The 24,502-nt window shown below is 49.2% G+C and carries 17 protein-coding genes and 1 pseudogene; 6 read left to right on the forward strand and 12 right to left on the reverse strand.

Annotated features, from left to right (window positions below):
• Positions 1-515 precede the first annotated feature (515 nt).
• Complete coding sequence (locus IPP66_10085) at positions 516-4,313, forward strand: hypothetical protein (GenBank protein ID MBK9925629.1); 3,798 nt, start codon at positions 516-518, stop codon at positions 4,311-4,313.
• Between the two features lie 442 nt (positions 4,314-4,755).
• On the opposite strand, the gene IPP66_10090 is transcribed toward IPP66_10085, so the two are convergent.
• The 12 genes and pseudogenes from IPP66_10090 to trmD all read right to left on the reverse strand — a co-directional run bounded on the left by IPP66_10090 (position 4,756) and on the right by trmD (position 18,524).
• Positions 4,756-5,376 (reverse strand): hypothetical protein, encoded by a 621-nt coding sequence (locus IPP66_10090; GenBank protein MBK9925630.1) that lies wholly within the window; start codon positions 5,374-5,376, stop codon positions 4,756-4,758.
• Between the two features lie 23 nt (positions 5,377-5,399).
• Positions 5,400-6,137: a hypothetical protein gene (locus IPP66_10095; protein MBK9925631.1), complete on the reverse strand. Its 738-nt coding sequence runs from the start codon at positions 6,135-6,137 to the stop codon at positions 5,400-5,402.
• A 123-nt stretch (positions 6,138-6,260) separates the two neighbouring features.
• On the reverse strand, positions 6,261-7,412 hold the full coding sequence (locus IPP66_10100) for a hypothetical protein (GenBank protein MBK9925632.1): 1,152 nt from the start codon (positions 7,410-7,412) through the stop codon (positions 6,261-6,263).
• A gap of 251 nt (positions 7,413-7,663) precedes the next feature.
• Positions 7,664-8,593, reverse strand: coding sequence for a hypothetical protein (locus tag IPP66_10105; protein MBK9925633.1), 930 nt, complete (start codon positions 8,591-8,593; stop codon positions 7,664-7,666).
• A 79-nt stretch (positions 8,594-8,672) separates the two neighbouring features.
• Complete coding sequence (locus IPP66_10110) at positions 8,673-9,812, reverse strand: hypothetical protein (GenBank protein ID MBK9925634.1); 1,140 nt, start codon at positions 9,810-9,812, stop codon at positions 8,673-8,675.
• 220 nt (positions 9,813-10,032) lie between these two features.
• Positions 10,033-11,124 carry an ABC transporter permease gene (locus tag IPP66_10115; protein MBK9925635.1) on the reverse strand — a complete coding sequence of 364 codons (1,092 nt, stop codon included), beginning with the start codon at positions 11,122-11,124 and terminating at the stop codon, positions 10,033-10,035.
• Positions 11,121-12,494, reverse strand: coding sequence for an ABC transporter permease (locus tag IPP66_10120; protein ID MBK9925636.1), 1,374 nt, complete (start codon positions 12,492-12,494; stop codon positions 11,121-11,123). Before IPP66_10120 ends, IPP66_10115 begins: the two co-directional genes overlap by 4 nt.
• Complete coding sequence (locus tag IPP66_10125) at positions 12,487-14,040, reverse strand: ABC transporter ATP-binding protein (protein MBK9925637.1); 1,554 nt, start codon at positions 14,038-14,040, stop codon at positions 12,487-12,489. Before IPP66_10125 ends, IPP66_10120 begins: the two co-directional genes overlap by 8 nt.
• Positions 14,041-14,243: 203 nt before the next feature.
• On the reverse strand, positions 14,244-15,290 hold the full coding sequence (locus IPP66_10130; protein MBK9925638.1) for a BMP family ABC transporter substrate-binding protein: 1,047 nt from the start codon (positions 15,288-15,290) through the stop codon (positions 14,244-14,246).
• Between the two features lie 119 nt (positions 15,291-15,409).
• The gene (locus IPP66_10135; protein MBK9925639.1) at positions 15,410-16,423 is read right to left on the reverse strand and encodes a BMP family ABC transporter substrate-binding protein; all 1,014 of its coding nucleotides are present in this window, start codon (positions 16,421-16,423) and stop codon (positions 15,410-15,412) included.
• 16 nt (positions 16,424-16,439) lie between these two features.
• Positions 16,440-17,717 (reverse strand): SLC45 family MFS transporter, encoded by a 1,278-nt coding sequence (locus IPP66_10140; protein ID MBK9925640.1) that lies wholly within the window; start codon positions 17,715-17,717, stop codon positions 16,440-16,442.
• Positions 17,718-17,769: 52 nt separating this feature from the next.
• Positions 17,770-18,524, reverse strand: a pseudogene (gene trmD, locus IPP66_10145) (tRNA (guanosine(37)-N1)-methyltransferase TrmD).
• 125 nt (positions 18,525-18,649) lie between these two features.
• On the opposite strand from trmD, the gene IPP66_10150 reads away from it, so the two are divergent.
• The 5 genes from IPP66_10150 to IPP66_10170 all read left to right on the forward strand — a co-directional run bounded on the left by IPP66_10150 (position 18,650) and on the right by IPP66_10170 (position 24,501).
• Positions 18,650-19,915 carry a tetratricopeptide repeat protein gene (locus tag IPP66_10150; protein MBK9925641.1) on the forward strand — a complete coding sequence of 422 codons (1,266 nt, stop codon included), beginning with the start codon at positions 18,650-18,652 and terminating at the stop codon, positions 19,913-19,915.
• Entirely contained in the window at positions 19,912-21,414 is a 1,503-nt protein-coding gene (locus tag IPP66_10155) for a tetratricopeptide repeat protein (GenBank protein ID MBK9925642.1), read from the forward strand. Before IPP66_10150 ends, IPP66_10155 begins: the two co-directional genes overlap by 4 nt.
• A gap of 149 nt (positions 21,415-21,563) precedes the next feature.
• The gene (gene groES / locus IPP66_10160) at positions 21,564-21,866 is read left to right on the forward strand and encodes a co-chaperone GroES (GenBank protein ID MBK9925643.1); all 303 of its coding nucleotides are present in this window, start codon (positions 21,564-21,566) and stop codon (positions 21,864-21,866) included.
• Positions 21,867-21,883: 17 nt separating this feature from the next.
• Positions 21,884-23,530 (forward strand): chaperonin GroEL, encoded by a 1,647-nt coding sequence (gene groL, locus IPP66_10165; GenBank protein MBK9925644.1) that lies wholly within the window; start codon positions 21,884-21,886, stop codon positions 23,528-23,530.
• 113 nt (positions 23,531-23,643) lie between these two features.
• The gene (locus IPP66_10170) at positions 23,644-24,501 is read left to right on the forward strand and encodes a peptidylprolyl isomerase (protein ID MBK9925645.1); all 858 of its coding nucleotides are present in this window, start codon (positions 23,644-23,646) and stop codon (positions 24,499-24,501) included.
• The last annotated feature ends 1 nt before the right edge of the window (position 24,502 follow it).

Genomic DNA, 24,502 nt, shown 5'->3' on the forward strand with positions numbered 1-24,502 from the left:
CGACGCCTTTCTTGTATACGACACCTTGTATTATGGTGCGCCATATGAAGTACGCAATGACAAGAAGGAAACCTATTCTGTGGAAGGAGTAAACGCCGAGTTGCGACATTATCACAAGCGTTTAGCGCGACGGTCGCGATGTTTCTCACGTTGTCCTTATGCTTTGAAGTGTGCAATTCGTTTGCTGGTTTTCTGCTACAACCAACGTCAACTCCGAAAATGTCTTTACCCTGCTTATCCCGCCAACCTCATCGACTTCATTCACTTTCAAGTTTAGACACTCTATAATAAAAATGTAACATAATTCCAGAGTTGGATTGATTTTTAAACCATTCTTGATTATCGTTCCAGAAATAATCATAAATTCAGCCCGCTAACTTGCTTTACATGAGGTTAACATAATGACAGTCTTCTTCCATTCAATTAGCCAGCCCTACTCAATGAAGGTGAAAAGAGTCTTTTGTCTTCTGCTTATTTGTCTTTTGTTTCTTTCACAAATATTCATACCAGTTATCATGGGAAAAGCATCTCCGAATTTGGCTGGATCATCCTCCCCTGTTTATACAGACGGATTAAACGGAAGTTGGCAGGATTGGTCTTATGGTGGAGTTACGGTCAATTTGGGAAACAGTTCTCCGGTCCATGGTGGAAGCGCATCGGTTTCTGTCCATTACACCGGCGGGTGGAGTGGCTTCCAAGTAGGATATGTCGGTAACACTCTGGATGTAAGCCCATACGACACATTGCGTTTCTGGATTCATGGTGGTTCAGCAGGTGGGCAAACCGTCCAATTGCAAATCCAAAATCAAAATGGAAGTACGGCTCTCACTCAAGATATCACTCCCCCTCAGGCAAATACTTGGAAACAGGTGGATATCTCGTTGACATCCATGGGGTCGCCGCGCAGTGTTTATGCAATTGCCTGGTTCAATAATACAGCTGGCAGTCAGTCAACGTTTTACCTCGATGACATTAGTTTTATCAATTCGAGCGCGACACCACCTACTTCGGTACCCGGCATAGGTCCCGCTCTAAGTGTAGATGTAAGCGCGGGTCACCATGCCATCAGCCCATATATTTATGGCATGAACTATGCCACGGCAGAGATCGCAAATGCGATCAACCTTCCGGTTCGGCGTTGGGGTGGAAATTCCACATCACGTTACAACTGGCAGATCAACGTTCATAACACTGGCGCAGATTGGTACTACGAAAATATTCCAGATGATAGTTCAGACTCTGCCGATAGTTTTGTTACGCAAAACAACACCACCAACACTGAAACCCTAATGACCATCCCTCTCATTGGCTGGACACCAAAACGACGCCTTGAGAATCATCCATACGATTGTTCTTTCAAAGTGTCGCTGTATGGAGCGCAAGATTCGGTGGACCCGTGGGATACCAATTGTGGCAACGGACTTCATAACAATGCAGAGATCACTGGCAACGATCCCACTGATACCAGCATGGCTATTACACCAGCTTTTGTCACCAACTGGGTCGATCACTTGACCACCACCTTTGGAACAGCCGCGAATGGTGGCGTCCTGTTCTACAATCTCGACAACGAACCCGGCATCTGGAATGGCACGCATCGGGATATTCATCCACAAGCCACCATCTATGATGAAATGCGCGATCGGACCTACGCCTATGCTGCCGCGTTGAAAACGGCTGATCCATCAGCCTTGACCTTGGGTCCCGTGGAAGATGGCTGGTGCCGTTACTTTTTCTCCGGTGCAGATGAATGCAACCCGAACGGCGCTGACCGTGCCGCGCATGGGGATATGGATTATGTAGCCTGGTATCTGCAACAGATGCATACCTATGAGACGAATAACAATGTCCGTATTCTGGATTATTTTGATCTACATGTTTATCCCCAAGGGAGTGGTGTCTTTTCAGATTCTCTCGGTGACGCGAGTACACAAGCATTGCGCTTACGCTCCACACGTCAACTGTGGGACCCGACTTATGTAGACGAAAGTTGGATCGGTGGAACAGGCTGGGAAAATGGTACGGTCATGTTGATTCCGCGTATGAAGTCGTGGGTCAATAATAATTATCCCGGAACCAAGTTGGCAATCAGTGAGTACAGTTGGGGCGCATTGGATTATATGAATGGAGCGCTTGCCCAAGCCGATATCCTCGGTATCTTCGGGCGTGAAGGGCTTGATCTGGCTACGCTATGGGGTCCACCTACCAATGTCAATGCACCGGGCATCTTCGCCTTTCGTATGTATCGCAATTACGATGGGAACAAAAACCAGTTTGGCGATACCAGTGTTAGCGCCAGCAGTGCGGATCAATCGAAGTTGGCAATCTACGCCGCCCAACGAACCAGCGACTCAGCCCTGACCTTGATCGTTGTCAATAAGACCTCCCAAAACTTGACTAGCACAGTCTCCCTGACAAATTTCCAATCTGGCGGAATAGCCCAAGTTTATCGTTATAGTTCCGCAAATCTAACATCAATAATTCATGAGCCCGACCAGACAGTCACATCATCCGAATTTACCGCGGGATTTCCTGCGAATTCAATTACGCTATTTGTGTTATCTTCTGCGGCGCCTGTTACTATTTCCGGCAATGCAGGTATAGCAGGTGCAACGTTATATTATGTGGACGGCACTTTCAAGTTTGTGACGGCCGATGGTAGTGGAAATTACTCCTTTTTAGTACCGGCTGGCTGGTCTGGAACGGTTACGCCGTATAAGCCAGGTTATACATTTACACCATCAAATAAATCCTATGCCAATCTTCAAGCTGATCAAACATCACAAGACTATACCGCACAAACTTGTGGCAGTTGTTCCGTACCAGTTGTGTCTCTGATTCTGCGAGCGGCGGTAAATCCCAGCAGTGCAACCAGTGTGGATTTCGTTGTCTTTTTCTCGAAGCCAGTGACAGGTGTGGATACAACTGCGCCGTTCAGTGATTTTGCCCTTACTACAACTGGTGTGACTGGTGCAGCCATTACAGGTATCAGTGGCTCAGGTACTACCTATACGGTCACAGTGGATACCGGGGCTGGCAATGGTACAGTCCGCTTGGATGTGGTGGATGATGATAGTGTCAAGGATGCGTCGAATAATCCGCTTGGTGGGGTAGGAAATGAGAACGGGAACTATACAAGTGGTGATGCTTATATAATAAAAAAGCCATCTAATGTTACAGTAACGATCGGGAATAACCCACCAAAGAACTACACCGTTGCACCAAGCGGACGACTAACGGATCGGTACGGGATCAACGGTGGACCAGTACGAGTGAGAAGCACGAACGGGGTGAACATGTTCACGAGTCAACGAGCGATCTACGGGAGCAGCTTCAACTCGATCGTCGGGTTCCCCGCGGATCAACTGACGACCGAATACTGGTTCACCTCATTGGACGATGCGGGGATGATCACGTATTTGGTGATCGGGAACCCGAGTGAGACAGAGACAGCGTTAGTGGATGTGTACATCGGAGGGGTGAAGAAGAACACAACACCATACTCGATCCCGCCTGGGCAGAGAGTGTACCCGCGCTATGGGATCAACGGCGGACCGGTACGGGTAGTGAGCACGAACGGAGTGAGTGTGTTCACGAGCGAGAGAACGAAGTATGGGAACAGCTTCAACGAAGTGATGGGGTTCCCCTCGACCCAACTGGACACAGAGTTCTGGTTCACGAGCTATGACGATGCGGGGATGATCACGTACCTGGTGATCGGGAACCCAAGCGAGACAGAAACAGCGGAAGTGGATGTGTACATCGGAGGCGTGAAGAAGAACACAACACCGTACTCGATCCTACCTGGGCAGAGAGTGTTCCCTCGGTATGGGATCAACGGAGGACCAGTACGAGTGGTGAGCACGAACGGAGTGAAGGTGTTCACGAGCGAGAGAACGAAGTATGGGAACAGTTTCAATGAAGTGTTGGGGTACCCGATAGCTCAAACCTCGACCGAACTCTGGTTCACCTCATTGGATGATGCCAGCATGATCACGTACCTGGTGATCGGGAACCCAAGTGAGACGGAGACAGCGGAAGTGGATGTGTACATCGGAGGAGTGAAGAAGAACACGACACCGTACTCGATCCTACCTGGGCAGAGAGTGTTCCCGCGGTATGGGATCAACGGAGGACCAGTGCGAGTGGTGAGCACGAACGGAGTGAAGGTGTTCACGAGTGAGAGAACGAAGTACCTGAGCAGTTTCAACGAGATCCTGGGGATCCCGGCAGAGGGTCTGACGACCGACTACTGGTACACTTCGTTGGATGATGTGGGGATGACCACAGAGTTGGTGATCGCGGTACCGTAAATCAGCACGGAAGAGTTTAAGTTAGTATACCTAGATAAGGGTGGGCGTTCAAGCCTGCCCTTGCCTAGGTTTAGCTCTTAGGTTGTTCATCTATCGCCATGTACTAATCGCCGATTCTTTAGAGCAAGGGTAACTGACGAATCCGAGTACTAAATTTGACAAGACTTTTTCCTTGAAGTACAAGGCGAAGGAAAAATCACGAATATCGCTAATAAACTTTGATGAAGAAATAGGCCTATGGGAGGAGTTAGAACACAAGCAAAAGCGGAGATTAGAAATCGTGCCTGTTGAGTAAAAGCAGGGCAAGCCGTAAGGCCTGCCCTGCTTTATCATAGAGTTACTGTCAGGTAAACAGGTGTGATTAAATCTGATTTATTGGGATGAACCCTAACTGGCGTGCTTTGTCTTTGGTGGTTTGTTTGAGGTTGTGTGCCACGGACTCTTATTGCACGATGATCTTGACGAAGACGATCTCGGGGAATTCAATACCCTTCGGGTTTTGCATGGTCCATGCGCTTAAGTACTCACCTGCTTTTTCTGGGGCCTTAAATTGCACAGAAACATCCACTTCTTGTCCGGGCTGAATGACTTCAGTCATTGCGATGAATTGGCCAGACATTGAAGACGAATACCCTGCATAAGTTAGCACATACCCAGCTCCCCATGGACAGACACCTGTGTTCTTGACTTTCCAGGTTTTGATGAAATCCTGCCCTGGTGACATCGTGGTGCCATCTGGTATGGTCACATCTACTGTAGCGAGGTCATACCCAAGACTATCGCAGAGTTCTACTTGAGTCCCTGCGGCGTTTGTGATCACGCTTACCGGCTCTTCGGTCTCTGTGGCGGTGGCCTCTGGTGCAGGAGTTTCCGTTGGTGGTGGCGGTGGGAGGAAGGTTGGTGTGAAAGCGGCGGCAGTGAGAGTATATTTGGCTTCCACTGTACTGACGGCTGAGGTACGTACAGCCGCCACATCTGGGGTGGGTTCGGGCGTGGTTGCTGATCCGCAAGATGTGGCAAACATGGTGAATACAAGCAAGAGAACGATGATTTTATATTTCATGGAGTGTGTCTCCGGTTTAGAAACTATTTACACTTATCTTTAACTTCAATGTAGACGGATAACAACGTGCCGAAATAGTAGCCGCCATCGTTACGCATACGCCAATGTCCCTCGTATTTTCCGGGTGTGCATGGTGCTGTGAGGTTGATACCAATATCAATGGCCTCACCACCGTCCACAAAGTCGCTGCTTTTCTTGAATTCAAAGTTATATGGGTCAAGATCAGGTTTACTACCGCCAATATAAACAAGGGTAAAACCTTCATCCCATGTGCAGGTACCAGTGTTGCGGATTTTCCAAACCTTTTGGAAATCCTCGCCGCCTTTGAGAACCGTTCCATCTGCTATTGTTATATCGCCTTCAAAGACACTGTTGAAGCAGGAATCTCCGAGTGCTTGTGTGGCGGCTTTGGTTGGTGCTGCAACTTGTGTGAAAGCAGGTAAAGGACTTGCGGCACCTTCAATCGTAGGCGTGGTATCAAACGAGACTGTCGGGAGTGCGCCTGAAGCATCTGTAGTAGGTTGGGCGAAGGTTGGTAGTTCCTGTGGTGTATCAGTGGGCATTGGGGTGGGCGGTATTGCCTGCGCAGTTTGTGTAAACTGTGCCGAGTATTGTGCAATTGTGGTGCCGACAATTGCAGTATTAACCGCATTAATATCCATTGTAGGGGCCGGCGCAACGCCGACATTACAAGCGGCAAGCATTAAAGCGACAGTGAATAGAGTGATCAAAGTGTGCCGCGGGGACTTTCTAACGAACATAAGATTTACCTCCGAATAGTAAACGAACTGTAATTTGGTGAACTCGCAACTTTTGTTTGAGAGTTCCCAATCTCATTATACTGCAAGGCAGTATCAACGTATTGCTGATGATATGTTTTTACATTATGGCCCAATAGTAGCAGTTTCTGTGGGCGTTTGAGTGACGGTTGGTGTTAATGTTGGTGTATATGTGGCCGTTGGTGTATAAGTGATGGTTGGGGTAAAGGTCTGCGTGGGCGTGGCTGTTATTGTTGGAGAGAGGGTTGGGCTAGGAGTTTTCGTAGGAGGCTGAGCGCTCTGACGCGTAATTCTTGGGTTACCCCATAGAGCGTAATCCTCATGTGAAGAGCCATTAGCTAGTATTGTCAATATAAATTTGACCTTTTTGTTATTAAGGAAACTCAAGTCAATATCGATTGGATAGTATTCTCCCTCGTAAATTTCATGCCATTGCCCAAGTGCATTAACCGGATCGGTTCCGATCTGGTAATCGAGTTTAAAGATCACATCACAATCGTTGGCTTTATTTACACAGCCGATTAATGCCTTGAAATGGTCTCCTGTCTGAATGTTGATGGGTGAATATTTACCTGTGATCATACCGTCCTTAACCATTTGTGGGTGTGTTAACAATCCTGTACCTCTCACTTTACTATCTTCCATTTCAGGAGCATTTATCGCTACCGCAAATCCATCGCTTGAACCATTATTTCCGGGACAAGGTAGTGATCTATCGTCATTCCTCCAGGATGCTTCGCACAGATTTGCGGCCAAGTCATACCCAGTAACCGTATAACCGCTTACGTTCACATCCACATAGATACTGGAATTTCCCTGTGACCCGAACCCAAATAGAACACCAGATGCGTTACTGAGCTTCCAAAATCCCTGATAGCGACCGTTCTGGTTTGGCGTTTTCAATTGGACGGAAATATCCACGCTTCCTCCTGGCCCGACACTTGCTGGTAGCGCAACGGCGGCTTTTCCCCCGAAACCTTCACCTCCTACAAAAACCAGATTGTAAGAAGTTGTCCATGTGCAGGTACCAACATTTTTAACGCGCCATGTCTTTGTGAACGTGTTGTTGAGCCCGAGCAGAGAACCATCGGGATAGGTTACATCAGTGATAAAGGCCGCTGCATCACATTTCACAATAGTTGCCAGTGGCGGCACCGGTGTATACGTTGCAAATGGAGTTGGGCTATTTGTTGCTATGGACAAGGTAGGCGTAGCCGAAGATTCCGCTGACTGACTGGCCGCTCCCTGTGTAGACATAACACTCAATGTTTGTGCTGCGGATGTATACAAAGAATTTAGGGTTGCCGCAGGTTGAGGGGCAGCTGGTACAAATAAACTACAGGCTAGCATGAATACAAGCGCAGCAGATGTGATTAGGATATTTCTGAAATGGTTAAACAACATTCGAACCTCCGATTTTTCATCATAAAGACGGTTTAAGTGCTTCCCGTGTTCCAACAAAAAAGCCGAGGCTTATGACCTCGGCTTTTATTCATGATTACCTGAATTTACTGGACGAAACAATTATGGAGAATGTCCACTTTGATTTCGCGTGCGTCAGACCCTGTGACAACAAACTTGATCCAGCGTGGATTGGGGTTATCATTTTTACTGATTAACCAGCTTCTATCGAAAGTGACACTTCCTGCTTGTTTGGTTTTATATTTGATAACACCACTTTCATTGCCATCGCTTTGATCCCAGTAATAGCTGAACTCATGTGGTCCGTTCGTTGTGACAGTGGCATATACGTAATAGCGTACATTTAAGGGACAGCCCTCTTCAGGGTCGCGTACTAGTTTAGCTGTCAGGTTTGTAACACCATAATCAAGCTTTGTCGCAGTAGAAACAGCAATTTGTACGTAGAACGCCTCACTCGTTGCTCCAACGCCAAAGTTTTCGCCCCAAGGCGATTGAAGACGCCAATAACCTGTAAATGTCCCTTCGGTATCAGGGGCTTTCAAGAAAATGGAAATATCCTTGGATTCGTTCGGTGCAACAAGTTCAGGAAATTTGTATGTGGTCAAGCCTCCCAGTAAGTCGCCCGACCAAAAGATAATGCTATAGGAATTATCCCATGTGCAAGTACCAGTGTTGAGTAGTGTCCATGTTTTGAAGAAGGTCTCACCAGGACGAAACAAAATATTATCTGGCGGGTTTTCGCCGATCAAATTAGCAGAGACGACACAACCCGGGTTTCCGGAAATTGCTGCAGGAGTATTGGTGAGAGTCGCCTCTGGGGTGAGGGTATTTTCAATAGGTGGAACAGGCGTAAGCGTTGGAAGAGCTGCTATTTCTGTCAAAGAATTCTGAGCTTGCACAGTCAGCGCGACAGCTGTTGCTATCTCTGATTCGTTTTTTGCAGGGCTTCCACAGGATGATGCAAGCAAAGCAATGCAAATGAGTATGGGAAAGATGTTTTGTCTTTTAAAGAGCATTCAATATCCTTTCTTGTTGTATCAGTATTATACTGTTTTCAAGAAAGCGCCCGAGTTGTTCATCCGGGCGCTTTCTTGATTATTTCGGGATCGCTATTTGTGGAGCGATCCAGACTGCCCAGTCTTGTGCCGATGAGCCGTTTGCCAGGATTGCCAATATAAACTCCACACTCTTACCTTTAAGTGACGTCAGATCAACATCAACGTTTTTCATAGTACCATCGCATGTGTCAGACCATTCACCTAAAGGTGTTACAGCTCCGCCACTTTCTTTGTAGTTCAATTGGAATTTCACATTGCCTGTACCGCACGTGCCATCGGCTTGTGCTAAGAAACCGATCTTTGCTGTGAAGTGTTCACCTACAACTACATTGTAGGCGGGGAAGCGACCGGAGATAACACCGTTATCTACAAATTGGGGATGTGTTTCTAAAACCTTTGCACCAGGTGAACTGCCATCCTCCATCCGTTGGCCATCTCTGTACATGGTAAAACCGCTTGTGTTTGTATCAGGTCCGCCAAACGTGATGGTACCTGCACCAGTGATCCATGTTGCAGAAGGGGCACGTGTATAAAAATCATAGCCAGAGCTGAATACTCCAACTTTAATATCCGCAAAGAAGGATGTCCCTTGATATCCGCTTAAAATGGGAATCAAGACGCCGGAAGCGTTTCGTATACGCCAATAACTTCGGTAAGAGCCATTTGTTGCGGGAGCTTTCAGGTTTACAGAAAGATCTACTTCTTGGCCTGGGCTCAAAGTTCCGATGGCGATCGGGGATGTAGCACTCATTGAATCGCCACTATCGAATACCAGCGAGTATCCACTCCATGTACAAGCTCCTGCGTTCTTGATCCTCCATGTTTTTGTGAAGGTGTCGCCAGGCGCGAACAGGGTTCCGTCAGGAATGGTCACATCTTTTACGAACAAGCCCTGATCGCAGACCGGCGTGGCAGAAGCGAGCGGGGTGGATGTAACAGGTGGCAACGTAGGAAACGATACGGCGGTATTCGTCGGTTGTGGGGGCGGCAGGGTTGGGGCGCTAAATGTAGTGGGGGTTGCCACTAAATTCAACTGTGCCTGCAAGGTTAGGGCCGCCTGCGTGTAAATGGCATTGGGGTCATCGGTTTGTGGTCCGTTTGAAGGCAGGTTGCATGCTGAAACGATAAACATGAACAAAGTGCCCAAAATAAAAGTGTTACGGATGAATTTAGACATGATCTTCTCCTCAAGATGGAACAATTTTACTTCAATGGAGACGTGCCTGCATTGTCCTTTGTTCCTAGCGCAGATAGGACTCTCGTCCCAATCAACGCATCAAATCGGACCTCAAGCTGGTTCGTGGTTCCCCGGCTTTTTCTCATCTTGAACAGAATCAAAAACAGGAGTTGAGAAAACTCCTGTTTTGTTGAATCAGGCTTACTCTGAGAAAGATGCGTTATTTCTCGTAAGGTTTGCCGCCTGCGGCAGGAGGTGTCGCACGTCCTACAACGCCGGTCAGCACGATGATGGTCAAAATGTAAGGGAGCATTTGCGGGAACTGTGATGGAATGTCTGGGCGGAAGATGCTGATCGTGGCGGTGACGCTGGAACCAAGACCGAATATCAGGGCGCCGATCAGCGAGCCGAAGGGAGTCCACTTGCCGAAGATCATTGCGGCCATGCCGATAAAGCCTAGGCCGTTTGTCATTAATGGATTGAATACATCTACCGCTTCGAGGGTAAACCATACGCCGCCCAATCCAGCCAATACGCCGCCCCACATCACATTGATGTATCGCATACGATTAACATTTACGCCGAGGGTATCTGCGGCACGCGGATGTTCACCGATGGCGCGAGTGCGCAGACCCCAAGGTGTGTAGAAGAGCATGTAGTGAATGAACGCTACAAGGATAAGCATCAGGTAGGTGAGTGGCTTTTGAGCGAAAAAGATCGGGCCGATGAACGGTATTTTAGAAAGGAATGGGATGGGCATCAATGGGAATGTGCCCGGCCCGGCAGGTAGGTTTTCAGCAAGAAAGGCGCGATACACGTACCCCGTGACACCAATCGCAAGGATGTTGATGACAGTGCCGCTGATGATCTGATCTACTTTGAACTTGATGGAAATCAGCGCGTGCAACCATGCGAAAAGAATTGCCGCAAGTACACCCAATAGTATTGCAAGCAAGCGGCTGATATTCCCTGCATTTTCAACACCGATAGTGTCTTTTAAGAGTTGATAGGCAAACAAGTTAACAGCGTAACCGACCATGGCCGACATCAGCATTTGTCCTTCGATACCGATGTTGAAGATACCAGATCGTTCACACATGACACCACATAGTGCGGCAAATGCAATGGGCGTAACCACACGCAGAGTTTGTGCGAGAGTATCGATCACACATTTTTCTCCACACTGTCCGCCGATGATAAGGTTTAGTAATACCCAGACGGCAACCAAGCCAAATACGCTTAAGAGAATGGTGACCCAGGCTCCGCCGCGCAGGTTGAAAAGCGACTTGTTCGTTTTGGGCGCGGTTGTCATGGGCGACCTCCCCAGCCGGTGGTCAAGGATGCTTGCGCCTCGGTCTTTTCATCCTTCATGCGATAGATGTAGCGCACGATGGCTGGTGCGGCAACGAAGAGCAGTACCAGCGCCTGAATGAGTGAGATGATGTACTTTGAAACGCCGGATGTCAATTCCATCAAGTCTGCGCCATTGCGCATGGCACCGAACAAAAGCGACGCGGCAAGAATACCGAAGGGGTTGTTCTTGGCAAGCAATGCAATGCCGATGCTATCCCAGCCGTATCCGCTGGAGAAGAACAAAGGTAGACAACGGCAGATCGAAACACCGATCACTTCAACCGTACCGGCGATACCAGCCAATGCACCGGAGATAGCCATTGCAACGACAATATTGCGTGTGATGTTGACACCAGCATATTGCGCCGCATTGGGGTTTGCTCCGACCATACGCAGTTCAAAACCGAGCGTTGTTTTCCACATCAGCCACCACACACCAATTGCCGCGAAAATGGCAAGGAAGATGCCCGTGTGCAAGCGGTCATATTGATCCGTGAAAGGCCACCAGGCTTGTGTAAGAGGAGGTAACGCCACGAAAGCAATCACTCCGAAAACAAGGCCAGTTACAAGGTATACGGTACGTCGCTGTGTTGCAGTTTTCACTCGAGCGGATAAAAATCCACCGGCCAGCATGGTGCGTACAGATAAGGCTACAACTACAGCAATAATGATGGCCACAAGCAATGCGTTGAGCGGATTTTGTAATTGTTGTGGAAATGCCGACATTGTCCACAACTCAGCCTCGGGGGAGATACGAAGCGTTTGAACGCCGGAGGATAAATGGTCACGCAGGGGATAGCTCACCATGTATTCGCCAAGCCGGAACGCTACGTAGTTCATCATCATTGTACTGATGACTTCATGAGCGCCAGTGCGGGCTTTTAGATAACCCGGGATGACCGCCCATATCATGCCACCTAATGCACCGGTCAAGATTGTCAAAGGCAGATGGATGATGCCGGGTAGACCACTGAATGCCACGCCAGCCCATGCCGCACAGATTGAACCGATGGTGAATTGTCCTTCTACACCAATGTTGAACAGACCAGTCTTGAAACCCACTGTAACCGCCAGACTCAATAATACATAGGGAATGGTGGCGACAAGCGTTTCTGAGAATCCACGTTGTTTAAAAAAGGCACCGCGCAACAAACCATAATAAGCTTCGCCTACGGTGACCAGGCTTCCTTCGGTAATCCAAATGACCAGTGCACCGATAATGAAAGCCATTAAGATCGCGAGCATAGGCATTTTTAATGCCGCCCAGATGTCTTTGGTGATTTGACGGAAATTGAATGAAGTTCGCCGTGTGGCGGCAACATTAGACATGTGCGCCCTCCTTCTCTTTTGTGATGCCTGCCATGAGTAAACCTAACTGTTCTCGTGTTGCATCTTTGGCATCCACGGTATCCAGAATTTTCCCTTTGTACATCACGGCGATGCGGTCTGAAAGTGCCAAGATCTCGTCCAATTCTGCGCTGATCAACAGCACGGCCGCACCTTTATCGCGCGCTTCGATGATCTGTTTGTGAATGAATTCGATACTGCCCACATCCAATCCACGTGTGGGTTGGCTTGCGATCAACAATTTGACCGGGCGAGTGAGTTCACGAGCCACGATCACTTTTTGTTGGTTTCCACCAGAGAGCGCGCCAACAGCGGTTTGTATACCGGGTGTGCGGACATCGAACATTTTGACCAGTTCACGTGCGTGATTTTCGATCACGTCAAAATCCATTTCAACGCCGTGTGCGTAAGGCTCCTTGTAATAGGTACACATGGCGACGTTGTCGCTTACTGAAAAAGCCAGCACCAATCCATGTTTGTGCCGATCTTCAGGGATGTGAGATGTTTGGGTCTCTGTCACCTGACGCGGAGTTGCGTGGGATGTGTCCTTGCCCAGAATGGAGATTTGCCCACTGGCAGAGGGGCGGAGACCGGTCAATGCTTCAGAGAGTTCGGTCTGTCCGTTGCCTTGCACGCCAGCAACACCGAGGATTTCGCCTGCCCGCACTTCAAAGGTAACGCCGTTCACGGCCGGGTGTTTGCGATCATCCAACACATGCAGGTTTCCTACTTCCAAAATTTTCTCGCTGGGATGCGCCTCGGCTTTGTCCACCATGAGAATGACATTGCGTCCTACCATCATCTCTGCCAGCAATTCTTTCGTCGCATCTTTCGGGCGGACGGAGCCAACCATCTTCCCTGAACGCATCACGCTGATGCTATCGGCAACAGCAAAGACTTCTCGTAGTTTATGTGTGATGAAAACGATGGATTTGCCTTGCTTGACAAGAGCACGCATGATGACAAATAACTCATCCGCTTCCTGTGGAGTCAAGACAGCGGTGGGTTCATCAAGAATAAGGGTATTAGCTTCACGATATAAAGCCTTGATGATCTCCACACGTTGTTGAGCACCGACCGTTAGATCGTGTACAACAGCATTGGGTTCCACGGCAAGGCCGTATTGTTCACTTAATTGTTGCACGCGCTTTGCCACACTTCGCCGGTCGAGAGTGGCTAAATGTTTCAGAGCACGTGAGCTTTGCGTAAGTGCTTCCTGCCCAAGCATAATGTTCTCGGTGACAGTGAGAGGGGGGACAAGCATGAAATGTTGATGTACCATACCGATGCCTTTGGCAATGGCATCGTGTGGACTTGTGATCTTGATGGGTTGTCCGTTAATTTTGATTTCCCCGGCATCCGGCTGATACAGCCCATAAAGAATGTTCATCAGCGTGGATTTACCTGCGCCGTTCTCGCCTAATAAAGCATGAATTTCGCCCTGCTCGAGCGAAAAATTCACATCACTATTGGCGAGTACACCGGGGAAACGTTTGGTGATACCGGTGGCTTCCAGAGCAAACGTCATGTAGGAAAACTCCTTGTGCGGTGATTCCCTCGACTTGCAAAATACTTTGGGACTTTAGATAGATGTCAAAAAACAAAATCAGGATTTTGTAATAACTATATGCAACTGTGTAAAGTGCGTTGGCGATCCCAAGAGGGCTTTAGACAAGAGAGGGTGCTGTACTTCTGCACAGCACCCTCTGTTCTTACTATTTGTTCAACGGATTACGGTTGGTAACCAGTCTTGATGGAGCCGTCCTTCAAGCCAGCTTCAGCTTCAGAGATCTTGGCTTTGAGTTCAGCAGAGATCTTGCTGTCCCAATCGTGGAAGGGGGCGAGACCTACGCCACCGTTCTTCAAGTTGGCGGTGATCATACCGGCCTTTGAAGTTCCACCGTTGACGGCCTTGAGATATTCATAAACGGCTACGTCTACGTTCTTGGCGGCGCTGGAGAGCAACGCAGAGGCAACTTCAGGATAGGTGTTGTATTGATCAACATCCACACCGATGGCCATCAAGTTGTTTTCCTTTGCGGCGAGAAGACCACCGTTACCGGTGTTACCACCCACGCCGAAGACCACATCACAACCCTGACCGATCATGCTCAAACCAGTTTCCTTGCCCTTAGCGGGGTCAATGAAGGAAGGAACATAAACGTTCAAAGCTTGAGTCTCAGCCTTGTACCACTTGGCGCCGGTCTGATAGCCGGTGACGAAGCGCACAACGGGCGGGATCTCGATACCAGCGACTGAGCAGATGGTGCCAGTCTGGCTCATGCCAGCGGCGAGCACACCAGCCAAAAAGCCAACTTCATCTTCCTGGAACATCAAGCTAGTGACGTTGGTCAAACCGCCATCGGCGTAACAATCCTTGGCAGTTGCACCACAGGCCGCAGAGCCTTCAGTGGGGAAGTAGGCGTTATCGATGATGGCAAACTTGATATCAGGATACTGCTTGGCCTTGGCGGCGGTTGCATCACCCATCAAGAAACCTACGGTTACGATTACGTTGTATCCTTCAGTTGCGAACTGATCGATATTCTTCTCGTAGTCGGTCTGTTGCTTGGATTCGATATAGTTGGCTTCGAAACCAAATTCAGCAGCAGCCTTCTGAACACCGGCCCATGCAGACTGGTTGAACGACTTATCGTTCACACCGCCGGTATCGGTCACAAGACCGATCTTCAGCTTTTTCGCTCCACCACCACCGCAGGCAGAAAGCGCCAGCGACGCGATGATCAGCAGAGCGATGATCGAGTACAGCTTTTTCATGTGTTCTTCTCCTATTGAAAACAGAAAATTTGAAGATATGCCTTTCAGCAATACCTTACGACTTTGCAAGTATAAAGCGTAAGGATTTATTGTGCAAGCCAGCACATGTTAACGCCGTTTCAAGGTTTTTCTGAAGATATATTGGTCGTGATTTCCCCATTTTCCAAATCACTCAACAAATCTTTCAGTTCTCCCAATACACTTTGAGAGACAAGCCTATCGAATGGGACATACCCAATCGGACTCATTCTTGCATCTGGAAAATTCCCGCCTCTCAAACTTCGCATCAATATTTGGACTGTGGAACTGGTCTGCCCCAAAACAGAGGTGGCAACGCTCGAACCTTCTTCTCCCAATGCCGCCCGTTGATCCCTCTCCGCCCCAATGGCTTTGATCTTGGCCTCATTGGCCGCTCGTAACGCGCCAACCGCAGTCTCTCCGCCTACTGCAAAGAGTACATCCACATTTGCTTCTTTGATGAGTTTCTGTGCATTGTCGTAACCCCATGCATCGTCAATGAACAACTTGCTACTGCTTTCTCCATCCCGATACACCACAAGGACTTTGACCGAAGCGTCCATGTGTTTTGCACCTGCACGAAAGCCCTCGCAATACCGCCACATGGCATCAATGCCCGAAGTTTCACATACGGTGCCAATATTTTTTGATCTTGTTAATTGTGTGGCCAATGCCCCGGCAAAGAATCCCATTTGGTCTTCGGGAAATAGAACCGGGATGAAGTTGGGTGTAGGTGAGTCCTCGTCAGGTTGATTTATGCCCATAAAAACAGAATCAGGATACAGGTCCGCACTATGAAGCGTGGCATCGCGTAGACCAATGCCTGAGGTGACGATCACGTCGTAGCCTGAGTCCGCCAAGTAGGAGATATTCTTTTCGTAATCTTTTGGGTTTACAGATTCGATGTAGGCCACTTGATCAACAATCCCATCTGCGTGAGATTTTTCCAATCCCGCCCATGTGTTTTGATTTGGACCAAGGTCGTGCAGGCCGCGTGTGTCTGTTACCAAACCTGCACAGAACACATCTTTTCGAGAACAATCTGGCGATTGTGCACAGGCGGTGACGCCCAGTACCACAATCGCCAGAAGAAAATATATTGACTTAATTTGCAAGCTCTAACTCCCGTGCTTACAAAGGTTGTGCTTCGCCGCGTTTGACGCCCAACATAATGACGAACGCGATGACAAAAAATACCGGTGCAAGGATCATGATGATGTTGTAGTTATTGTCCGTCAACTGGATCGCCCAACCGTTCACGTTTGGGCCGATGATCGCAGAAAGCGTGGAGAACAGATAATACAAACCCGTGTAGGTTCCGATGCGTGCCGCGCTGGTCAGGTCCACGATCATGGGCAGGGAGTTAATGTTGATGAATGCCCAGCCGATGCCGCCGATGATAAGAAGCACACCGGCGAGTGTCAGCATACGTGTGCCACCTTCTACAAGTGGAATGCCGACGAGGGGTAGGGGAGCGATGCCAGTGAGCAACGCACTGGCGGGTGTGATGTATAACAGGATCATCATGATGATGAGCGTGATCAAACCAATGGAGATGGTTGTGCGTCGCCCGATCTTGCCCGCGATGAAACCAGATGGGATGGCGAAGATCACGAAGAATAGAGGCAACACGGAAAGCAAAGTCGCGCCATCGCCGACCTCCAGCCCGAGGTGATGTTTGGCGTAGAGTGTGAAGAAGGTCTCCACTGCCGAGAAACCGATGAACCAGAAGAAGATCGCAAACAAGATGCGCAAGCCGCTTTTTTCTTCTTCACTGAAGACTTCTTTGATGCTGGCAAGCATACCGGGTTGTTCTTCAGCCTGTTCATATTCTTTTGGCTCTTCAATGAAAAGATACACGATCAATGCCGCAACGATCACAAGCGCCGAGCCAAGCCAAAAGGGAAAGCTTGGACTCATCTTGTAAAGAAGGCCGCCGGTCTGTAATGCTACGATCGTGCCAACCCCGCCCATGAAGTTGATGATGCCATTTGCCTGTGAACGAAATGCAGATGGAGTGATGTCGGGCATGAGGGCAACGACTGGAGTGCGCCAGATGGCCGCGCTAAGTAGTAATGTGCTGGTACATGCCACAAATAAGGGAAGCACAGCTGCCAATGGGATCAACCCAAACGCTAGGGCCGAGATGGGCGCTCCGATTAGGATAAAAGGAATACGGCGGCCTAATGGCGTGCGCACTCGATCTGACCACGCGCCGACAGGTGGTTGGATGAACAAGGCCGCGATATTATCGAGCGTCATAAAGAAGCCGATCACACCGGGGGCGATGTGGAATTTATCTGAGAGAAAGACAGGGACAAAGGCATTGTATACGCCCCAGATCACACTTACGCCAAAAAAACCGAAGCCGAGCAGGAAGGTCTTGCCGTAATTGAGTCGCGATGTCATGGTTGCCTCCAGTTTTCAAGTCTAACGTTAAAGGTCGTTGACTTCTGACCCTTCATGGTTGTTTTAAACTCTTGATGAACTTTAAATCTTTGTCGCTGAGTTCTGCTTTTTCCAACATATCGGGTCGTTTGTTGAAGGTGCGGGTTAGAGCTTGTTCCCTGCGCCATTTTTCGATCTTGGCATGGTCACCTGAAAGAAGAATATCTGGTACTTTCCAGCCGCGATACTCGGATGGCTTGGTGTAGTGGGGGTATTCCAACAAGCCCATTGAATGTGAGTCATCGTCTGCGCCGGTGGGGTCACCGAGCACGCCGGGGATGAGACGGGAGACGGCGTCAATGATCATCATGGCAGGCAGTTCACCGCCGGTCAAAACATAGTCGCCGATGGAGATCTCGTCTGTGACTAGATACTGGCGGATGCGTTCATCCACGCCTTCGTAGCGGCCGCAGAGCATGACAATGCGTTCGTAACTGGATAATTCCTCGGCGATGCGTTGGTTAAACACACGTCCTTGTGGGGTGAGGAGAATGATGGGGATTTTGAATCAGGCGTCGGGTCGGAGGGATGCGGAGCAAGTCCTACAACAGTTTCGACCGCTTCAAAGACCGGGTCAGGTTTCATCACCATGCCGCCTCCGCCTCCGTAGGGAGTGTCATCGGTGGTGTGGTGCTTATCGTGTGTGTAATCACGAATGTTGTGAACGCTCACGCTGATCAGCCCTCGTTGCGCGGCGCGTTTGAGGATACTCGATTCGAGATAGGTGGGAAAAACCTCAGGTAGAAGGGTGAATACATCGAACTGCATGAGGCGATTCTATCATCATCTTTCTGTCATTCAACAAACTGAGGGTGTATTTTCCTTTCATTTTACGCTTAATATTTTCATGGTAATATGAATTTATGTACTTACCAAGAAGTAGCAAATGGAGCATGAATCGCCGTAAACGGCGTCCAAATTATTTTGGATGGCTGATTTTTGTGTTGGTTGTGGTCTTTGGATATTTATTCAACCAAGTGTATCTGCCTTCGCAACCGAATCCATTCGAAAATACGCCTACCCCTACACGTTCGCCCGAATCGTTTGTGACGGAGGCTGAAGCGCTTTATAAAGAAGGGAAATTAACCCAAGCGATCGAAGCATATCAACAGGCGATCAATTCGGCGCCACAGGATTCGACCTTGTATGTCGCGTTGGCTCGTGTGCAGGTATTTGCAGGACAGTATGAGGATGCGCAGAAAAATGCGGAAAATGCGATCTTGCTAAACAACGATAATGCATTGGCGCACGGCGTCCTTGCCTGGGCTTTGGATTTTCAGGAAGGTAAGAATGGTGATGCGCAAATATCCATTGAAAAGGCATTGGCGCTTGACCCAAACAATGCATTGCTCCATGCCTATAACACTGAGATCCTGATCGATTCAGGATTTGATGGATATGAAAAGGCTATTGATGAATCAAAAGTAGCGTTGGCGCTTGACAGTAATATTATCGAAACTCGCCGTGCACGCGCTTTAGTTTATGAAGCCACAGGGAATTATGCGGAAGCTATTCTCGAGTATCAAGCGGCTATCAATATCAACCCGAATATTCCGATTTTGTACATTGGCTTGGGTCTTAATTATCGTAGAACTCTGGTATATGAAGATGCGATTACGGCTTTCATCAAGGCCAACTCTTTGAACCCTGCTGATCCGCTTCCAGACCTTTATATTTCACGTACATTTGCTACTACGGGCCAATATGAAAAAGCTGTGCAATATGGTCAAGAGGCTGTCAACAACCGTCCTGATTCTGCCAGTTTACGTGGCAACCTTGGAGTGATGTATTTTCGTCAATATATGTGGCCCGAAGCTGTCAAAGAGTTAGGCTTTACGATCTACGGCGGTGTTACAGAAGATGGTGTGAAAATTACCGGTATCCCCTTGGTCAATGAGCCGTTGGTGGCTGAATATTATTACACGTATGGGTTGGCTTTGGCGCGCACAAACCAATGTGGTGAGGCGATCCAAATGGCTCAAACGGTTCAGACACGTGTGCCGTCGAATGAGGACGCCGCATTTGCCGCAAGTGAGATCATTCGTATTTGCCAGGAGCAACTGTCCAACCCGCCGACGAGTACGCCTGCTTTTGTTGATCCTTTGGCTGTTACCTCCACATCCACGCCAGTGGAAACCCCAACGGTTGCTACACCATGAACGTTTATCCTCGCCGTCCACTTTTTAATCGCAGGCCACAATCGAACATCTATCGCATGTTTTTGTGGGTGATCCTGATCCTTGTCATGGTTTGGGTTTTGCAGGAAGTTAACAAGGGTGATATCCGACCCTTGTTTCAGGCTACGCTGACTCCCACACGTGCGGCGGATTCCTTCGCTTTACAAGGAGATGCCAATTTCACCGCTGGCAATTTGGATGACGCGATTCTTGCCTACCAGGAAGCTGTACGCGTGGACCCAAGCAATGCCGCCACTTGGACCAAGCTTGCTCGTATTCAAACGTATTCATCTGCATTTCTGATCAATGACGCGGATAAAAAAGAGCGATTGCTCCAGGCACTTGAGTCCGCTCGTAAAGCAGTAGAGCTGGCCCCGGACGATAGCACTGCGCATGCCATCCTCGCATTCACATTGGATTGGAATGCCGATACCAATATTTATAGTAATGATCCACAACAGGTACAGAAGTTCCTCTCTGAAGCCGAGTTGGAGGCGGTGAAAGCGTTGAATTTGGATAGTTCCAATACGCTGGCACTGGCTTTCTATGCTGAAATTTTGTTAGATCAACAAAAATGGGATCAAGCCCAGCAAAATATCACATTGGCTTTGCAACGTGAAGATGCCGACCAGATCATGGATGTGCATCGTGTCAATGCTTATCTGCTTGAAACGTTGGGGCAATATAACCTAGCCATCTCAGAATACGATAAGGCAATCGCTATTGAACCGAAGTTTACATTTCTTTATAGACGTGCTGGGGCAAACTATCGTCGTCTGGCATTTGAAATCCCTAATATCGAGGAAGCGCGCCCGGTATACGAAAAATCCCTTGAGTATTTTGATAAAGCCGCAAATATCAATAAGACACTTGAAGTTTATGATCCTGGCCCATATCTGTCCATTGCAAGCACCTATTCGCAAATGGGTGAGTTCTTTGCTGCGGCTAGAAATGTTCAAAAGGCGCTGGAATTTGACCCTACGAAAGCCGATATTTACGGTCAGTTGGGAATCGTATTCTTTCGTTCTCGTAACTATGAGGGCTCGACTTATGCGTTGAAGTGTGCCACTTATGGATGTTCAGGTGAGGATTCTTGTTTGGGGCGCGGCCTTGAGGCCTGTTCCGAAGCGCCTGGAGAGGGACCACAAGAGATACAAGGGCTCGAACTTTCGCCGAATTCTATTGTCTACTACTACACTTATGGTTCGGTGTTGGCCGCGTTGAGTCGCCCGGCCAAAAATAATTGTGACGAAGCCATGGCGGTGTTTGGGGATATTCGCGATGAACTTGCGTCCAAGCCTGAGCAATATGCAGATAGTTCTACAACGGTTTTGAGCATCGTTCGGGATGGTGAGTTCATCTGTAATTCTCTGGCTAAAGGTAAAACACCAACTGCCTCGGTTACGGATGAAGCGGGAAATCCGATAGTAGATATCACGCCAACGCCTCTGTTGATCGAAACGATGACGCCATCTCCATAGGTGGTGTCTGCATCAGAGAAGTGTAAGAGTTTTTACAATCCCCTTGACTTGACCCTCTGAAATAGGTAAGATTGGAATTAGCACTCAGGCTTTTAGAGTGCTAATTTCGTGATTATCCAAAAAACCAAATCCTATCAGGAGGTCTAGCAATGGCAAGTAAGTTGAAACTCAAGCCCCTTGGCGGACGTGTGATCGTGGAACCGATCGAGCAGGAAGAAATGACTGCTGGCGGCATCATCCTTCCCGAAACCGCTAAAGAAAAACCCCAGGAAGGCAAGATCCTGGCATCTGGTCCGGGCGAACGTGATGAAGACGGAAAACGCATCGAGATGGAAGTGAAAGTTGGCGATAAGGTGCTGTATGCAAAATATTCCGGCACCGAAGTAAAAGTGGACGGCAAGAAATTGCTCATCCTGCGCGAAAGCGACATTCTAGCCGTGGTCGAAGGCTAATTCTGGAGGAATGAAAAATGGCTGCTAAACAAATTGTCTTTTCAGAAGATGCCCGCCGCAAGCTCAAGAACGGTATGAATACCGTTGCGAATGCGGTTGGTGCAACTCTCGGTCCCAAGGGCCGCAACGTGGCGATTGACCGCAAGTTTGGTTCTCCCACAGTTACTCACGACGGCGTTTCCGTCGCGAAGGAAATCGAACTCGAAGATCCGTTCGAGAACATGGGCGCCCAGCTCCTCAAGGAAGCCGCCCAGAAGACCAATGATATTGCCGGTGACGGTACAACCACCTCCACCGTTTTGGCTCATGCCATCGTGAACGAAGGCCTCAAGGCCCTCGAAGCTGGTTTCAATCCGATGTTCATCAAGCATGGCATCGAATTGGCGACCGCCACGATCGTTGAAGAACTCCGCAAGATGTCCGTCAAGATCGACACCAAGGAAGAGATCGCTTCCGTAGCCACCAACTCTGCGGCTGACGAAGAGATCGGTAACTTGATCGCTGACGTGATGGACAAAGTCGGCAAAGACGGCGTAATCACCGTCGAAGAATCCAAGTCCATGCAGTTCGAGCAGGAATTTGTGGAAGGTATGCAGTTCGATCGCGGTTACCTCTCCGCGTACTTCATCACCAGCGCAGACAAGATGGAAGCTATCATCTCCGATGCGTATGTGTTGATCAACGAGAAGAAGATCTCCGCCGCACAGGACATCGTGCCTTTGCTCGAGAAACTCGTCCAGATCGGCAAGCGCGAACTCGTCATCATCGCTGAAGATGTTGACGGCGAAGCTCTCGCTACCCTCGTGTTGAACAAACTGCGCGGCATGCTCAACGTGCTCGCCATCAAAGCCCCTGGCTTTGGTGATCGCCGCAAGGCCATGTTGCAGGATATTGCCGTCCTCACTGGCGGTACCGTGATCTCTGAAGAAACCGGTCGCAAGCTCGAGACCGCTACTCTGGCTGACCTTGGTCGCGCTGAGAAGGTTGTCTCTGACAAAGAGAACACCACCATCATTGGCGGCAAGGGCAAGAAGAGCGAGATCGATGGCCGTGTGAAAGAAATCCGCGCTGAGATCGAGCGCTCCACCAGCGACTATGACAAGGAAAAACTGCAGGAACGCCTTGCCAAGTTGAGCGGTGGCGTTGCCATCATCCGTGTGGGTGCCGCAACCGAAACCGAAATGAAGGAAAAGAAGCACCGCGTTGAAGATGCTCTCTCTGCCGCTCGCGCCGCAGTTGAAGAAGGCATCGTGCCTGGTGGCGAAATCTCCCTCATCAACGCCTCCACCAAACTTGATAAACTCAAGGCTGATGATGAAGAAGCCCAAGTTGGCGTCAACATTGTCAAGAAGGCGCTCGAAGCCCCGATCCGCAAGCTCGCTTCCAACGCTGGTCAGGATGGTTCCGTCATCATCGACACTGTCCGCCGCACTGCCGCCGAGAAGAAGAACAAGAACATCGGCTACAACGTGCTCACTGGCAAGTATGTCGATATGATCGAAGCTGGCGTCATTGATCCGGTCAAGGTTGTGCGTGGCGCTCTCGAAAACGCCGCCTCCATTGCCGCGATGATCCTCACCACCGATGTGCTCATCACTGACATGCCCGAGAAGGACAAGGCTCCTGCCATGCCTCCTGGCGGCATGGGTGGTATGGATTACTAAAAAGTACCCCAATAATTTTGTAGGGGCAGGTCTCAGACCTGCCCCTACACTTTTAACGTATAATCTGGGCGATGTTTCACCATAGAAAAACAATCATCTGGATATCTCTTCTATTGACCGCACTCGGACTCTCCGCGTGCGCTTCTCTTTCCACGCCCGAGCCTGCCACATCCACCCCCGAGCCGACGTTTACACCCGCGCCTCCTACTGCCACCCCTGAACCGATGGCGCTCACTGTGAACGGCGAAGGGATCACTGTCCTTGCATTTGATGCGGAAGTGCAACGTTATATTGCCGCACAAACTGCCTTGGGCAAAACGGTCCCTTCGGCTGATGCCGCAAGCGCAGTCATTCAAGATTCCATTGCGCAGTTGCTATTGGCACAATCGGCACGCGCGAACGGCTTCACCCTCGATGATGCGGCTTTACAAGCACGAATCGATGCACTCGCGGCCCAAGTTGGTGGGGCGGATGCGCTGTCAGCGTGGGAAACAGCCCATGGATACAGCGAACAGACTTTTCGGTCCGATTTGAAGCGTGCGGCAGAAGCGGCATGGATGCGTGACAAAATTATTTCAAATATCTCCAGTACTGCCGAGCAGGTACACGTCCAGCAAATTCTGCTCTATAATCAAGACACGGCTCAGAACTTTCTCACGCAGTTAAATGGCGGAGCCGACTTCGATGAACTTGCATTGCAAGCTGACCCATTGACACGCGGTGACCTGGGTTGGGTGCCGAGAGGATATTTGCTCAACGCAAAGATCGAAGAGGTTGCATTCACCTTGCAACCTGGACAGTACAGTGATGTGGTCGCGACCGATGTGGGGTTTCATATTGTGAAGGTTCTTGCGCGTGACCCGAACCGTCCGCTTTCACCTGATGCATATCTTGCATTGCAGGAACAAACTTTGAAGAAATGGGTCGAAGAACAAAAACAGTTCGCAAATGTGGTGCTTGCACCGCAATAGA

The sequence above is a fragment of the Candidatus Defluviilinea proxima genome (assembly GCA_016721115.1).
Taxonomy (GTDB): domain Bacteria; phylum Chloroflexota; class Anaerolineae; order Anaerolineales; family Villigracilaceae; genus Defluviilinea; species Defluviilinea proxima.